This window comes from Pseudoalteromonas sp. MMG005 (genome assembly GCF_018101015.1).
In the GTDB taxonomy this organism is placed as follows: domain Bacteria; phylum Pseudomonadota; class Gammaproteobacteria; order Enterobacterales; family Alteromonadaceae; genus Pseudoalteromonas; species Pseudoalteromonas aurantia.
Map to the genome: position 1 here is coordinate 64,954 of NZ_JAGJEK010000002.1, position 14,309 is coordinate 79,262.

General features: G+C 38.6%; 14 protein-coding genes. All 14 read left to right on the forward strand.

Annotated features, from left to right (window positions below; genetic code table 11):
• Positions 1–5 precede the first annotated feature (5 nt).
• Positions 6–944, forward strand: coding sequence for a Wzz/FepE/Etk N-terminal domain-containing protein (locus tag J8M01_RS02310; RefSeq protein ID WP_211056859.1), 939 nt, complete (start codon positions 6–8; stop codon positions 942–944).
• A gap of 90 nt (positions 945–1,034) precedes the next feature.
• Complete coding sequence (wecA, locus tag J8M01_RS02315) at positions 1,035–2,120, forward strand: UDP-N-acetylglucosamine--undecaprenyl-phosphate N-acetylglucosaminephosphotransferase (RefSeq protein WP_211056860.1); 1,086 nt, start codon at positions 1,035–1,037, stop codon at positions 2,118–2,120.
• On the forward strand, positions 2,113–2,532 hold the full coding sequence (gene gspG, locus J8M01_RS02320) for a type II secretion system major pseudopilin GspG (RefSeq protein ID WP_211056861.1): 420 nt from the start codon (positions 2,113–2,115) through the stop codon (positions 2,530–2,532). The genes wecA and gspG overlap by 8 nt, the downstream gene beginning before the upstream one ends.
• Complete coding sequence (locus J8M01_RS02325) at positions 2,529–4,184, forward strand: GspE/PulE family protein (protein ID WP_211056862.1); 1,656 nt, start codon at positions 2,529–2,531, stop codon at positions 4,182–4,184. The genes gspG and J8M01_RS02325 overlap by 4 nt, the downstream gene beginning before the upstream one ends.
• Positions 4,184–5,380, forward strand: coding sequence for a type II secretion system F family protein (locus J8M01_RS02330; RefSeq protein ID WP_211056863.1), 1,197 nt, complete (start codon positions 4,184–4,186; stop codon positions 5,378–5,380). The genes J8M01_RS02325 and J8M01_RS02330 overlap by 1 nt, the downstream gene beginning before the upstream one ends.
• Positions 5,381–5,386: 6 nt before the next feature.
• A complete protein-coding gene (locus J8M01_RS02335) occupies positions 5,387–5,809 on the forward strand; it encodes a type II secretion system protein (RefSeq protein ID WP_211056864.1) in 423 nt (140 codons plus the stop codon).
• Positions 5,796–6,233, forward strand: coding sequence for a prepilin-type N-terminal cleavage/methylation domain-containing protein (locus tag J8M01_RS02340; protein WP_211056865.1), 438 nt, complete (start codon positions 5,796–5,798; stop codon positions 6,231–6,233). Before J8M01_RS02335 ends, J8M01_RS02340 begins: the two co-directional genes overlap by 14 nt.
• A complete protein-coding gene (locus tag J8M01_RS02345) occupies positions 6,223–6,912 on the forward strand; it encodes a prepilin-type N-terminal cleavage/methylation domain-containing protein (RefSeq protein ID WP_192508447.1) in 690 nt (229 codons plus the stop codon). Before J8M01_RS02340 ends, J8M01_RS02345 begins: the two co-directional genes overlap by 11 nt.
• Positions 6,909–7,784 carry a type II secretion system protein GspK gene (locus tag J8M01_RS02350; protein ID WP_211056866.1) on the forward strand — a complete coding sequence of 292 codons (876 nt, stop codon included), beginning with the start codon at positions 6,909–6,911 and terminating at the stop codon, positions 7,782–7,784. The genes J8M01_RS02345 and J8M01_RS02350 overlap by 4 nt, the downstream gene beginning before the upstream one ends.
• Before the next feature lie 5 nt (positions 7,785–7,789).
• Positions 7,790–8,893: a hypothetical protein gene (locus tag J8M01_RS02355; RefSeq protein WP_211056867.1), complete on the forward strand. Its 1,104-nt coding sequence runs from the start codon at positions 7,790–7,792 to the stop codon at positions 8,891–8,893.
• Positions 8,890–9,450 (forward strand): hypothetical protein, encoded by a 561-nt coding sequence (locus J8M01_RS02360; protein WP_192508444.1) that lies wholly within the window; start codon positions 8,890–8,892, stop codon positions 9,448–9,450. The genes J8M01_RS02355 and J8M01_RS02360 overlap by 4 nt, the downstream gene beginning before the upstream one ends.
• A complete protein-coding gene (locus J8M01_RS02365) occupies positions 9,447–9,998 on the forward strand; it encodes a hypothetical protein (protein ID WP_192508443.1) in 552 nt (183 codons plus the stop codon). Before J8M01_RS02360 ends, J8M01_RS02365 begins: the two co-directional genes overlap by 4 nt.
• An 8-nt stretch (positions 9,999–10,006) precedes the next feature.
• Positions 10,007–12,076, forward strand: a complete 2,070-nt coding sequence (locus tag J8M01_RS02370; protein ID WP_211057013.1) for a secretin N-terminal domain-containing protein — start codon at positions 10,007–10,009, stop codon at positions 12,074–12,076.
• Positions 12,077–12,369: 293 nt separating this feature from the next.
• The gene (locus J8M01_RS02375) at positions 12,370–14,115 is read left to right on the forward strand and encodes a hypothetical protein (RefSeq protein WP_211056868.1); all 1,746 of its coding nucleotides are present in this window, start codon (positions 12,370–12,372) and stop codon (positions 14,113–14,115) included.
• Positions 14,116–14,309 lie beyond the last annotated feature (194 nt).

Below are 14,309 nucleotides of genomic sequence, written 5' to 3' on the forward strand. Positions count from 1 at the left end.
TTTTTGTGGAAATTAAAGAGTCGGATATAATTAAAAGTCATGAAATTGATTTGTCAGAAATCTTACGAGCGTTGTACCAAGGTAAAATAGTTATTATCCTCTGCTCGTTAGTTTTCTCTGTCTGTGGTGTTTATTACGCATTGTCTTTGCCCAATGTGTACAAAGCCACAGCGTTGCTATCTCCCGTTGAAGAAGCTCAAGGCGGAATGTTGAATGGATTAAAGTCGGATTTAGGCGGATTAGCATCTATAGCAGGGGTTAATTTAGGTGGAAGTGGTGGAAATAAATCAGCATTGGCATTGCAAATTTTACAAAGCCGAGGCTTTTTAAATCAATTTGTTGATAAATATGACTTGAAACCAATATTAATGGCTACGAATGGCTGGGAGCTTTCTGCTAATAAATTAACGTATAATTCTAATGTATATGATCTCAATACTGAGCAATGGATACGTGACGTTAGCCCTCCACGGAACTCTGTGCCAGGTATTCAAGAGGTTTATGAACATATTTTATCTCAGAATTTGACTGTGGTTGAGGATAAGAAAAAAGATCTTGTGTGGCTTTCCATTACACATTTTTCTCCTGTAGTTGCGAAAGATTTAGTGGACAAACTAGTGATTGAAATTAATGCTCGCATGCAAGATGATGATATAAAGCAAGCAACGACGAAGATCAACTACTTGAAAAAAACACTTAACGAAACATCAATAGCTGATATGCAGAAAATATTTTATCAATTAATAGAACAGCAAGAGCAAACAAAAATGTTGGCTCTAACGCAATCTCAATATGTATTCAGAACAATTGATCCAGCAATACTTCCTGACATAAAAGACGGACCGAAACGAGCACTGATTTGTATCGGCTTTTTTTTCTTAGGGTTTGTGCTGTCGTTGATGATTGTTTTATTCAGGTATTTTGTTATTTCTAAAAAGTCTTAGGACTAAACTGTTATTAAGTGTTATCGGCAATTTTTTTTATGTCGTAAATGCTATATAATACCGCGTTAATATTGATTAGTTGATGGAATTATGTGGATTTGTATGGTCATCTTTTTTGCTTTTTTAGCATCTTATTGCTCTATTTTTATGATCAAACCAGTGGCCGAAAAAGTAGGCCTCGTGGATACCCCATGTAATAGAAAGCGTCATGTTGGAGCTATCCCTCTTATAGGGGGGGTTTCAATCTTTTTCGCTGTGTTAATTTCCATTATTGTATTTTTACCAATGGAACGTCGTTTAGTTGTATATTTAATATGTGCGGCAGCCATTGTTCTCCTCGGTGTTATAGATGATTACCGACAATTAGGTGTTAAAGTTCGGTTGTGTGTTCAATCGATAGTTGCTCTTTTAATGATGTGGGGGTCAGAGACCTATATTCATAATTTGGGTAATGTATTTGGTTTTGGTGGTATTGAACTTGGCTATTGGGGCATACCTTTTACTGTTGTAGCAGTTATAGCGGCAATAAACGCATTTAATATGATCGATGGTATTGATGGTTTAGCGGGCGCTATGAGTATTATTACATTTGCGGCCATTTTGGTTTTAATGATTATCAATGGTGGTGAGCTGAGTGTGTTACCACTGATTATTATAGCCACAATAGTACCTTATTTAGCGTTTAATCTAGGTGTCTTGGGTCACAAAAATAGAAAGATATTTATGGGCGACGCTGGGTCAATGTTTATTGGGCTAAGTGTCATTTGGCTACTAATGATAGCAACTCAATCTAGTACAAGTAATGCGTTTAGTCCAGTCACGGCCTTATGGATAATCTCAATCCCTTTGATGGATATGATGGCCATAATTATTCGGCGCATAAAGAAACGACAATCTCCTTTTATGGCCGATAGAGATCATTTACATCATGTTTTTATGCGTATCGGTTTTAGTTCACGAAAGGCACTGGCCAGTATTAGTTTTTTTGCGATAATTTTTGCTGCTATCGGTGTTTTAGGGGAGCTAATAGGCGTTCCGGAATATCTGATGCTGGCGTTGTTTATTATTGTCTTTATTAGTTATTCGGCATGTATTCAACATGCTTGGAAAGTTGCTCGATTTCTTAGAAAATATATTTTTAAAAAACAGGTTGCTAGGATTAGGAAATATGAATAATAAAAAAAATGCCTATGGTAAGTATCATTCAGGTTTTACCATGATGGAATTGTTAATTGTTATTGTCATTTTAGGTCTATTGGCATCGCTGGTTGCTCCTAAGTTTTTTGATAAGTTGGGTACCGCTGAGAGAGGAGTTGCAGGAACTCAAATGGTTGCATTTGAGACTGCACTTGATACATATAGACTAGATGTTGGGAAATACCCAGACACGCTTTCTCAATTACGGCAAGACGATCATGTCCGCTGGGATGGTCCATATTTACCAAAGAATATTCCATTAGATCCATGGGGAAATGAATATAGTTACTCAAAACCAGGTAATGACGGGAACCCATACACATTGCGTTCATTTGGCGCGGATGGAAAAGTAGGTGGTACAGACAGTAATGCAGATATTGTTCACCTATGAATACCATAGAAAGCTTACTTATTGACTCATTTAATATTGCTCCATCTGAACTCAGTAAAGCAAAGGAATACCAAAAGAAGTATGGTGGTAAAGTAGAGCAAATATTGGTTAATATGGGGGCTTTACCTGATGATCAAGTTATTCATTTACAGTCAAAGTACTTAGAGCTACCAATATTAGATATCGAGCAATTTTTAGATTCAGAGCTGGTTGATTGTTCACAAGTTGAGATTAATTTATGGCATGCTAATAGGTGTGTTGTGTTACTCAGCTCAGAAAAAGAATTGACGGTGGCATGTGTTGAACCGCTAAACTCAGACTTTAATCATTGGGCATTTTCCACAGGCAAAACGGTTAATTGCTATTTAGCATCCGATTACGATGTAAAACAGCTATTAGCGAGATATAACCGCGATGAAATCAGTGATACTCACGCTAACTTAACTGGTGATGAAGAAGAGAAACTTAGAGAGTTAGCCTCCGAAGCTCCTACGGTAAATTTACTTAATTCACTTATATCTAAAGCATTGAGGCAAGGTGCTTCAGATATGCATTTGGAACCATTTGATAGTTTTTATCGAGTAAGGTACAGAATTGATGGTGTTTTGCATGAAGTCGAAAAGCTTCCAAAGAGTATGCAAATGCCACTTACAACCCGTCTTAAGATTCTTTCCGGTATGGATATTGCTGAAAAGCGCAGACCCCAAGATGGGAAGATCGAACTTAAAATCTCCAATCAAGAAGTTGATATAAGGGTATCGGCATTACCCCTTAATGATGGAGAGTCGATTGTAATGCGTTTTCTTAGAAAAGATAACGTGAAGTATGAGCTGTCTGTATTGGGGTTATCAGCAGATATAGAGCAGAAAATCAGGCAAGATATAAAAACAACTGCAGGAGTTGTTTTATTAACAGGGCCAACGGGATCCGGTAAAACAACGACTTTATACACATTCTTAAATGCGCTTAATAATAATGATGTAAAAATTATAACCCTAGAGGATCCAGTTGAATATCAACTCAGCGGAGTCAATCAAGTTCAAGTGCAAAGTGATATAGGTTTCGACTTTGCTGCGGGTTTGCGTTCAATCGTTAGACAAGATCCTGATGTAATAATGCTTGGTGAGATTCGAGATAAAGAAACAGCCCAAATTGCGTTACAATCAGCTTTAACAGGGCATTTAGTCTTTAGCACAGTACATACCAATGACGCTGCGAGTGCCTATACTCGATTACTTGATTTAGGTGTTGAAGAGTTTCTGCTTAATGCCGCTTTAGTCTCCATTGTGGCACAGAGGTTAGCGCGAAAGATATGCTCAAATTGCAGCGAGCCTGTAGAAAACCAGCCTGAGTTGATACAGCAATATGGACTTGACGAGTTTTGTCAAAAGTTTGAAATTGAGCAGTTGAATTTGAGGCATGGCAAAGGGTGTGAAAAATGTTCACATACAGGCTATAAAGGACGAATGGCTGTGACCGAATATTTAGCTTGTGATAACGAAATAAAAGCATTACCTAAAGATGCGAACTTTATTGGTTTAGCAAAAGCACATAATGCGAGTTTGCAGCGTCGAACGTTAATAGAGGATGGGCTATTTAAAGCAGTGCAAGGGTTAACCACATTGGAAGAAGTTATGAGAGTAGCTGGTTAATGCCAAATTATACTTACAAGGCTTATGATAAAACAGGTGGTAAAGTCGAAGGGATGATCGAAGCGCTGACATCAAATGAAGCGTTGATGCAGCTGGAGCAAGAAGGGCTATTGTCATTTGAGTTAAAAGAAGAAAAGAAGTCAATCGCGCTATTTAGTTCTAGAAGTGTTTCATTGGCGGATCTAGAATTTTTAACCGCTGAGCTTAGTCTTTTGTTAGAGTCCGGTGTTAAGATTGATAAAGGGCTAGATATAATAAGAAAAACGAAAGCCAAAGCAGCCCTTTCTGATTTACTAAATGATATAAGTAAACAAATTAAAGCTGGGGTCAGTTTGTCTACGGCGTTTAAGTCACATCCGGATGCTTTTGATAATTTATATTGTAATTTAATTGAATTGGGTGAAGCTTCAGGTAACCTGTCAGAAGTTTTTTCTGATCTGGCAAAAGATTTAAAATTTAAAAGAAGCTTACGTAGTAAAATTATAGGCTCATTGACTTACCCTGCTGTTATTTTTTCTGTTTGTCTTCTCAGTATTTTTTTCATATTTAACTTCATTATACCCAAAATGGCTACGATGTTTAATGAAGCAGAAAACTTACCCTGGTATACACAAATGATGCTGTCTATAAGTGAATGGATGGTTCAATACCAATCCTTTCTGTTTATCGGTATCGTGCTGTTCATTGTAAGTATCGTCGGGTTATTAAAAAATGAGCGCTTTTCGAATGGATTAGAGCGCTTGTATCTTAAGCTACCTCTGGTTTCGTTTATGGTACTTGCAGTGGAACGTATTCGCTTTAATAGTGGTTTAGCTATGATGTTACGCTCTGGTGTAGCGATTGACTCTGCTTTAAAACTTTCTACCGGAAACATTAAAAACCATGTACTGCGACATCAGTTAGAAGTTGCACAACAAAAAATTAGTCGGGGTAGTTTGTTGAGCCCCGCACTTAAGCAAACCGATCTTTACCCTGATTTCTTTGTGTCACTACTGGAGGTTGGTGAAGAGTCAGGTAATTTAGAGCGAGTGTTTAGTGAAATATCCTCGCGCTCAAGGCAAGATTTTGAGGATTGGACGCAAAAAATAACAACGTTAATTGAACCTTTAATGATTTTGTTCATGGGAGGGTTTGTTGGTGGCGTTGTTGTTGTAATGTTGATGAGCATGGTTTCACTAAATGATATTGGTATGTAAGTTAAGATGCAAAAGAGTTTCGGCTACACGCTAATAGAAATAATGATCGTAATGACGGTTGTCTCATTATTGATAGGCTTTGTGGGTCCATTTACTATTGATGCAATCGAAAGAACAGAGCGAAAGTCAGAGACGCTTCAGTTTAAAAGCCTCTTAAAGAAAGCAGGGTATGATGCATATATTCGTCAAATTGAATTGATTGTCACACTCACAGGAAGCAGTATCACCGTTGCAAGCCCTAATAATGAGACTCGGCTTTACCAGCATACGTTTGAGCACTTAAACTTTCCTGCGCAATCTCTGTATATTAATTCTAATGGTTTTATTTCCCCTGATAATGTCGATTTACAGTCTGGTGAAAAACAAGTGAAGGTTGAGTTAGGTGAGGCAGTCAATGGGGTTCATGAGGTGAGCAATGAGGAACCTTAAGCCGGCATCTAAAGGCTTTACGCTTATAGAGGTGCTTGTGGCGAGTATGATTTTGTTTGCAACCATTGCCTCAATAAGCTTATTGTACAGTGGCAGCCTGTTAGCTAGCGAAAAATCCAACCGTCATATAGAAATTAGCAATATATTACCCATTGCAATTAAACAGATTCGATATAATGTTAGGTCAAGGACGCAGGGGAATATTACTGATTTATCGGGGAAAAACTACTTCTGGGGTGTAGAAGTAAATTGGCAGGCAGTGAGAGTAAGCTATAAGCCCCCACCACCTCTCTATAGCTTTGATTTGGGAAAACATGAAAAGCAAAATAATAAGTACTTTTTGTGGAATATAACGGCTGTGTTCAAACTTGATAATTATTCTCGTGAATATCAATTTAAAGAAGTCAGTTGGAATGAAAATTAAACCCCAAGGTTTTACTTTAATTGAGCTGCTAATCGCCATTAGTATTTTGTCAGGTATTTTGTTGGTTGGTAACTATAGTTATCAGCTGTTGGCACAAAGGTGGCAAAATGAAATTGGTCAATTTAATAGCAATAGACACTTTGGGCGTCAGTTGACATTATTCGAAAATACGTTGACAGGTATTCAGCCTTTTATTGTGGTTAATGAGGCTCAGGGAAGGAAGCCGGGTTTTATATTTGAAGGCAGCGAGACTTCACTATTGAGTATTTCTAAAGTCGGGCTAATGCAACAAAGTTACCCTGAAATATTTAAACTCTCGGTTGAAAAGCAAAGCAATGGGTTATTACAACTAGTTTACCAAAGTAAGTCGACAGAGGCATTTTTACTTAAGTTTACCGAACAGGAAATTAGATTTGACAAAGAGTATGTAATATTTCGGGACTTGAGCGATATCAAGTTTAACTATTTAGGCTGGGATAGCATCTTACAAAAATCGGAAGAAAGACCGCGTGGTAAGTCTGCGAGTTGGCGCAGCTCATACTCGGGAATTGACACACAACAGTTACCTGAAGAGATAGCGGTATTAATGAAAAAAGAAGGTAAGGATCTGTTATTTACAATCGCGTTAGATAAAAATACATTGCGTTACCTAACGCCGTATTTGGATAACTCTCAGTGAAATATCGGGGTATCGCACTGATCCAGGTGCTGGTTTTGTGTGCAATACTCAGTACATTTGCACTCTATGTATCAAAAAGTACTCGTGACCAAGTTGAGATGGCATCGTGGGCTAATGACAAAGCGCAAGCAGAGTTACTATTACATAGTGGATATAGCGAATTGCTCTTTACATTGTTTACCTATGAGCGAGCTCGGCTTAGTGTAAGTGATGGTGGTAATGCTATTACAGCTCAGTGGAATTTCTTTGGTCACCCTTTTCAACTGTCTGAAAATATAACAGTGAAAATTCAAGATTTGGCTGGAAAAATTGGACTTCATTATTTAGATTCATCCAGATTAGAGCGGCTATTGCTTGCACAGGGGATTAGTTACCAGCGAGTTAGCTTAATTATAGCGCGCTTGTTAGACTGGCAGGATATTGATAATATCCCTCGTCCTAATGGCTTTGAGGGTAATGGCGTAATAAATGTTAGAAATGGATATATCACTGACCTGACAGATTTAGAAATGCTCATTGACTTAACGCCTATAGAAAAGGCAGTTTTGTATCGTAATTTGACTATCTATTACAACGGTTCTTTTAACCCGCTAACGGCAAGTAAGGAGTTACTTATTGCAGAGGTTGGCGAGGCAAGTACACAACAATTATTAGAATTACGATTAAGGCGAGATATCTCCCCCTTAGAGTATAGAAAAATTACAGGAACGAAAATTGATATTGACACACACCTTTACCCAAGCACCTCATTAAAAATTGAGTTAACCGCAAACGTAGGGCAATCCACAGTAACTAAGAGTTATATTATTAGTTTAAAGAGGTATGTCAAAGAACGCTTAGAGCCAATAAATACACTTTTTGAAAAAGGTTAAGTAGTGTGATTTCAAGAATTAAACTTTTTATCAAAGAAAAAATTGCATCTCATGTGCATTATTTTAATGGGCGCTTATACAAATTTAAAGTCGATAATGTTGGGAACGTAGTACTTGAACCCGCAGAATCCACTAAAGTAAAACTGCTGATTGTATCGCCTGATTTTGTTTTAAGTGAGTTACAGTCATATCCAATAGTGAATAAAAAAGAACTGAAAGGGCTCCTTGCATTAAAAAAAATGCCGTCTGATCACTATATGATCAATAGCATTACAAAAAAAGGTGCTGAAGTAACGCACTATCGCTTTCAAGCGGGTGTGCCTGAAGCTTGGTTTATGTTGCCAGAGCTTTTGATGTTAGATAAGTTTGTGGGTGAAGACAGCATTTTGACTGTTGAACACAAAAAAGACAGCCACTACTTTTACCTGACTAAGCTGGCTAAGCGACTTTATTATGCACCAAAGGTTGGTTTGATCAATTCGGTCGAGCGGTTTCAAGTGGCAATAGGGACTAGTGCTCCTAATGAACGGTCTTTATCATGGAGCAACAAAGCCAACGCAATATTACCATGTGTTAACCTTGAGCTTGTGAAATGGTTGATTTTATTTACCCCAAAACAAAAAGCTTTTAATTTAAAGGCCTTGCTTCAAAACGGCTTACTGCCTATTAGTTTAGTATTGGTGGTGTATATGTCCGTTGTATCAGGGATGTTATTATTTCAGGAACATTCTTTGAAACAACAATTAAGCCAGCAATCTGGCACAATAAAAAATACCTTTGCACTTCAAAGTGAGCTAAATGAGCAAGTAGCGCTTTATGGTTCATTAAAATCATTTGTCGAACAACGATACTCGATAGATAATTTATGGGAAGTTATGGCGCCATTTTTTGCAACGCTTGATGTTGATAGCATTAATCTCAACGGCAAGAGGTTTACCTTCAGAGCTGAGGCTAAGAGTGCGACACAAACACTTGAAAAGTTTAGTGCGTTGGCATTTGTAAGCGATGCAAAGTTTGATACACCTATCTCTAAGTCTCGCACGGGAGAGAGGTTTACAATCAGCTTTGTGCTTAGAGAAGGAAATAACGAAGAGGTACAAGTGCCATGAATGAATTACAAAAGCACAAATTACCTTTGTTATTTATTGCCTTACTGGTATTAATTAAGTTTGTATTGTTACCTTGGTATAGCTGGCAAGAGAGCTTATATGCAAGCAATACACTACTGGCAAATAAAGTCACAAAGTCAGCTTTATTATTAGATAATGAGTCTCCACTCGAAGAGTCAAGACAGCTTTATAATGATGCTATTAATCGCATCAAAACACATTTCTTCCAAGAGTCTACAAGTGAGAAATTAAAGTTAGAATTACAAAAAAAATTAGAATTGCTATTAAAAGAGCGGACGTTGAGTAGCAATAGTATAGGCTGGCAAAATTCTTATACTTTTCCAAACTCGCAAATAACTAAACATCAGTTGTCTTTACATTTTAGTGGTGATACGCAAAATGCGGTGGCATTCTTTTTAGATTTAGCCCAACTTCCTCAGGTATTGGAGTATGAAGCGTTTAACTTTAATTTAATGCGTCAGCGAGCAGGTGGTCTTGGCCGAGTCAGTGTATCAGTTCGAATTGCATTTTTTGAATTTAAGGAGCGTTCACAGTGATAAATTGGCGTTCACCCGTTGTTGTTTTGAGCGTTTCTGTCATGTCTTTGCTGTGTGTTATCGATGGCGTGTTAAGATTTTCGCATGAAGGCAAACAACAACATTTTAAAATGATTAGTGAGCCTGATCTGAATTACCGAGCTAGCGCTATTAGTGACGCGCACCGTCAGGCGGTTTATGCAAAGTATGATGCATATCTTGAAAGTGAAGCTGTCGAAGAAACTGATACAGTGAAATCGCTAAGTCAAGAAGAGCAAAGCGCGCAATCTGGGGTATTACAAGAGGTTTTTGTCGATGATAAGCGACTTACTTTAAAAGCGGTTATTAATAGGCAGGTTGCATCTCACCAACAAGTTTCCTTGTTAATAAACGTGCTAGATTTAAAAAATAATAATGAGGAAATTTTTAGGTTCAATGAATCGGATAAAATTTTTGGATATATCTGGACTTATATATCTAATACTCAAATTGAAATAAAAAAAGGTGATTCTCAGCAAAAGGTCGTGTTGACCATGTATAAGCCAGCGAATCGTGAAAAAGGTAAATAATTGTGCAGATGAAACTACATAACCGAACATTATTGATCAGTAGTGCGTTGACACTATTTTTAGTGGGATGTTCGAGTACTCAAAAAATTGACAGCAATTTTGAATCACCTTCGTCTTACCTTCGGAATACTTCTGAGCAGGTTGATGTGGTGAACGCTGAGCTTATCGCGACTGAAAGTCCAGAAGAAGAGCACGCTGTAAAGTATAAGTATATACCGCCTTTTAAGTTGAACCAGACGAACCTGAAGACAGCTGAGGATATTTTACACTCATTTGATGCTTCAAATTCTCTGACAATTTCGGCGGACGAATTACCTTTAGCTGACTATTTACATCAAGTTATGGGAGAGCAGCTCAAGGTTAGTTATGTTATTGATGATGACGTTAAACAAAGTAGCAACCCTGTCACGTTAAATTTGCAAGAAAAAATTAGCTCAAGAAAGCTATTTACGCTAACAGAAAAACTGTTATCAGAGCGTAATTACGTTATTCGCTACAATGATGGCATTTACTACATTCATAAAAAAGAAGAAGGACAGTCTAAAAACCTAGTTTATGGTTATGGGAAAAAGCCACAAGATGTGCCACAAACATCTTTAGATGTATACCAAATTGTGCCGTTTGATTATGGTTTGCAAGCTTCTTTGGCCAATACGTTACGTGTTTTAATGGGGATCAGTGCACAAGCGGATGTAGCGCGGGGTGTAATGACCATACAAGGAAAAAGGCAAGACATTCTAAGGGCGTTGGACCTCGTTGCATTGATGGATAGGCCTTCATTGTACGAAAGAGAGGTTGGTGCGTACAAGAGCTCTTTCATTGATACTAAGTCAGCGGTGAGTAAACTGAAAGACTTATTGGCTGAAGAAGGGATTGTTATTTCAACAAATGGTTCAGGGCGAGGGCGTTCAACCTTATCTGTTGTCGAAATTGAAAATCAAGGTGTATTAATCTTTTTTGCCACCCAACAAACGACGCTTGATAGGGCTATGTTTTGGTTGAGCCAAATAGATAAACCACTGCAAACAACAGAAATGCAGTACTTTTTATATCAGCCGCAATTTAGCCGAGCGGCAGATTTAGGGGTGAGTTTAGAGGCCTTAATTGGCTCCGATAGTGGTCGTAGTAGCGCGACCAGTATTGCCAATGAGAATACAGCAAACAGTCAACCTCGCGGTGTTGGAACGGTCAGGAGTGCATCATCAGATGGCTTGAAAATGGTCGTTGATGAACGCTCTAATACGATTATTTTTCACACCTCAGGAGAGCGCTATCAGCAAATAGTGCCGTTGATAAAAAAACTCGACGTCTTACCAAAACAAATAATGTTGGAAGTGATCATTGCTGAAGTAACATTGACAGACGAGTTTAAAAAGGGCGTCGAGTTTGCGCTTAATAATGGCAATTACGGACTTGGCACTTCAGGCGCATTTATGGGTGAAGGATTTGGCGGGTTGTCGTATTTAGTCAATGGCGCAGATGGCAATATTCAAGCGAACTTATTTAAGTCGAATAGTTTGGTCAATATACTTTCAAGACCAACCTTGGTGGTTCGTGATGGCGTTGCCGCATCTATCAGTGTCGGTACCGATATTCCGATCGTTGGTAAAACAACGTCAGATCCGTTAGGCACTGATAAGCAAACCACCGAAGTTGAGTATCGAAAAACAGGTGTTGAGCTTGGCGTAACACCAACAGTAAATGCTCAGGGGGTTGTGCTCATGGCGATTAATCAAAAAATATCTAACCAGGTTGAAGTCGGGACCACCAGCGCAATTAATCCAAGTGTATTTGAGCGAACGATCAATACCGAAGTCGTTGCGGAAAGTGGCCAAACCATCATATTGGGCGGGCTGATTAGTGATAATCGAACCAAGAAGGAAACTAAGGTGCCAATTTTGGGTGATTTGCCAATTTTAGGACACCTTTTCCGCGCGAACACTGACAGTGGAGATAAAACCGAGCTCGTGGTGTTGGTGACTCCCAGAGTGATCCATAATCAAAGTGAGTGGTCGGGATTAAAGCAACAATTTCAAAAAAGTCTTGAAAACTTAAGTTTTAACGAAAGCGAAAACTAACCGTGTTTTTCACTAAACTTTACTTATATAATCATTGAATTATTTAAGTAATCGAATTAGAATCGATATGTTTAGTGTTCGCTTGAAAGCTAATCAGCAATCACTAGACAAATCTAGATAAATGGTTGTTTAATGAACGGTTAGGTGCTTGGCAGGGTTGACTTTAGTAGTATGCTCTGCTTAAACTTGACTTGTTTGGTTGTTACTTAGGTGACGGCCTAAGTAAAAAAACAATGAAAAAAGACCGAAATAGAAATCTATTTCAGTTTCATGAAACTTGGAGAATGGAAAACATGTTTAAGAAAACTCTACTAGCGCTAGCTGTAGCGGGTACTTCACTAACTGCAACAGCAGGTATTTTATCTGTTGATGTTAAAGAAGCGGGTGCAACGGCTGCCGGTACAACTATTGGTGCTCTAGCAGCTGTAAATGGTTGTGCGACTGCTGCAACTACTTTAAGTGTGACTGCCGTAACTGGTGCATTCACTCCTAATAATGCTGCGGTAAACGATACAATTACTATCACAGGCGCTGATGGTGCGAACACTACAGCTAGCTCAGTAACGTACACTGGTACAGACGCATGTACAGTAGTAATTAAAGATGAACTAGTATCTTCTTCAACAGCTAAGTACTCTGCTGAATCTGCAGCGGCTAAAGGTGTTGTACTTTCAGCAACTCAGATTGCAGGTATTGGTGGTTTCACAGCAGAAGATACAATTACGTTCACGGTAACTGGTGGTACAGTTAATGCTCAATCGAGCTTAGGTGCGACACTTAAAAGCTACGGCCCAGATGGTAATATCGCAACTGATGGTGACCGTTTAGGTACATTTACTCTGTTGGGTGTAGTAGGTAACACAATTTTGTTCACTGTTGATACTGGTTACAATGGTAAAGCAAATGAATTCCTACGTTTAGAAGGTGTTAATGTAACGCCATCTGCTGGTGCAACTGAAATTTCAGTGTCTTCTGAAGTTCAAAATACAGCAAACGTTAAGTATGATGTAACACCTGCTGCTAAACTTGCAAACCTTGCAAAACAGTACAGTGCAAAAGTACATGTTAAAGGTGATGGTATTGTTGACGTTCAACAGCAACGTTTCCAGTTTGCTGCTAACACAAATGACTCTGCAAACACGTTCCTTGCGACTGACGATTCGTTAACGCAAGACACATTTGTTGTTGAAGCATCTGAAGATACAACGCTTGGTAACCTAACGCCAAAGTCAGGTACAATCTTAGTTAAAGGTAACTTCTCTTGGTTATCTGATTACGCAGGTACTGACGGTAAGCTTTCTTCAGCAGAAATTGCAACTGCACTAACATATGCACCATTTGACAGCATCAACACTGTTGCGCCAATTGGTCAGCATAACGCAGCTGGTGATGATACAATCGATGCAACAAAGCTTGCACTTAACACTGCAATGACTGAGTTAACGATTCCACTTAACAGTACTGGTGCGGATAACGACCTTGATAAGTATCACCAGATTTCATTCAAAGTGAAAGGTGCTTCTGCTACTCCAGCTGCAACTGTAGCGCTTGCTGAAACTACTTATACAGCAAGCATCAACCTTATCAATGATAAAACTGCTGATGCAACAACGGCTGACACAGCACTTAACGTTGTAACTGATGCAGCGGTTGCTGAGTGGACTCTAAACGGTTCAGTTGTAAACGTTCCTTACATCCCATTCGGTCCTAACACACAGCCTATCATCCGTCACACTAACAAAGGTGTTCAAACAGGTGATATCTCTGTACGTTATATGGTTGAAGGTAGTGCAGGTAACACTGAAACTAACACTTGGAAGTCTCTAGGTGTGGTTATTGAAAATGCTAAGCCAGGTGTACGTAACCTACTTGACGTTATCACTCAGAAGCTAACTGCTGAACTAGGTAAAGACCAGTTCAAAGTTGCACTTGAAATCACAACTAATGTACCAAAAGAAGACGTAACTGTATTCGCTGCTGCTAAAATCACAGCTGAAGGTCAAGACCGTCTAACTATCGGTGCTTTCTCTAGCAAGTAATTTTTAATTACACAGCTATAAAAAAGCGAGCTTATGCTCGCTTTTTTTATATCAATACGTTTATAGCAATGTCATCGCTAAACGATACTTTTGCATGTACACATATTAGCTAAAAATAATGTCATCACTTTGAAGAGGCTTAAGGAAACTCTTTATATTGAGAAGAGGCTATTCAAAACGAGTGACACAAATCT

Bases quoted from the DNA above. Each gene is read 5' to 3' on its own strand.
- wecA (WP_211056860.1), top strand. From the start codon at position 1,035: ATGTGGATTTGTATGGTCATCTTTTTTGCTTTTTTAGCATCTTATTGC.
- gspG (WP_211056861.1), top strand. From the start codon at position 2,113: ATGAATAATAAAAAAAATGCCTATGGTAAGTATCATTCAGGTTTTACC.
- J8M01_RS02325 (WP_211056862.1), top strand. From the start codon at position 2,529: ATGAATACCATAGAAAGCTTACTTATTGACTCATTTAATATTGCTCCA.
- J8M01_RS02330 (WP_211056863.1), top strand. From the start codon at position 4,184: ATGCCAAATTATACTTACAAGGCTTATGATAAAACAGGTGGTAAAGTC.
- J8M01_RS02335 (WP_211056864.1), top strand. From the start codon at position 5,387: ATGCAAAAGAGTTTCGGCTACACGCTAATAGAAATAATGATCGTAATG.
- J8M01_RS02340 (WP_211056865.1), top strand. From the start codon at position 5,796: ATGAGGAACCTTAAGCCGGCATCTAAAGGCTTTACGCTTATAGAGGTG.
- J8M01_RS02345 (WP_192508447.1), top strand. From the start codon at position 6,223: ATGAAAATTAAACCCCAAGGTTTTACTTTAATTGAGCTGCTAATCGCC.
- J8M01_RS02360 (WP_192508444.1), top strand. From the start codon at position 8,890: ATGAATGAATTACAAAAGCACAAATTACCTTTGTTATTTATTGCCTTA.
- J8M01_RS02370 (WP_211057013.1), top strand. From the start codon at position 10,007: ATGAAACTACATAACCGAACATTATTGATCAGTAGTGCGTTGACACTA.
- J8M01_RS02375 (WP_211056868.1), top strand. From the start codon at position 12,370: ATGTTTAAGAAAACTCTACTAGCGCTAGCTGTAGCGGGTACTTCACTA.